The 830-nt window shown below is 43.9% G+C and carries 1 protein-coding gene; it reads right to left on the reverse strand.

Annotated elements, in window-relative coordinates; genetic code table 11:
* Nucleotides 1–771, reverse strand: a protein-coding gene (locus FD12_RS01690) for an IS5 family transposase (protein WP_156404057.1) whose coding sequence is annotated in 2 segments (ribosomal slippage) — nt 1–513 and nt 513–771 — 772 coding nt annotated over the 2 segments. Because the reading frame shifts where the segments join, the coding sequence is not laid out codon by codon here. This gene is flagged as partial in the annotation.
* Nucleotides 772–830 lie beyond the last annotated feature (59 nt).

The following is an 830-nucleotide window of genomic DNA, read 5'->3' on the forward strand; positions in this document are numbered from 1 at the left end:
AAACTGAGACAAACGCTAAAGTTACCATCGCTGTACTGGTGTGCAGCTGTCGTTCACAGTTTTTCCAGAGCCGACGATATTTTTCCAACCAGCTAAAGGAGCGTTCAATTATCCAGCGTTGTGGCAACACTTCAAATTTATGTAACTCATTTCGTTTGGCGACTTGGGTGGTCGCTTTTAAATTAAGCTGGACATCCATGGCGAAATTGCGGCCACTGTAACCACCATCAACCAATACGCTTCGAACCCGGCGTAAGTTTTCGGCGTTTAAGGCTAACATGGCACTGGCACCGTCACGGTCAGAGACATTGGCCCGCGTTAAATGAATGGCTTGCGGAAAGCCATTCATATCCACTGCTAGATGCCGCTTAATTCCGGAAATTTTCTTACCGGCATCATAGCCTTTATTTTCGGCCGTTTCGGTATTTTTAACACTCTGAGCGTCAACAATAATGAAGGAAGTTAACGCCGAACGATCCTGCTTGGATCGTAAGGTAGCGACAATTTTTTTAAAACCTGATCTAACAGTGATGGCTCTGCTGGCGTTGGTTGCCGAGACCATAAGCGAAAATACGTGTAGACCGTTTGCCACTTGGGAAAATCATGCGGTAATGCCCGCCATTGAGCGCCGGTCTTTAAGATATATAGAATGGCACAGAAAACGTCATATAAATCAACTTGCCGTGGCTTCGTCCGTTGACAAAAGTTTTCTAGTTCTGAGCGAATGACTTCAAACTGTTGGCGAGTAATATTACTGGGATAATTAGGCATAACAATTTCCTTTTTTGCAAAAGTATACCAAAACTCAATTTAGATCTCAAACAGTTTCT

The sequence above is a fragment of the Lentilactobacillus rapi DSM 19907 = JCM 15042 genome, from assembly GCF_001436255.1.
Classification (GTDB): domain Bacteria; phylum Bacillota; class Bacilli; order Lactobacillales; family Lactobacillaceae; genus Lentilactobacillus; species Lentilactobacillus rapi.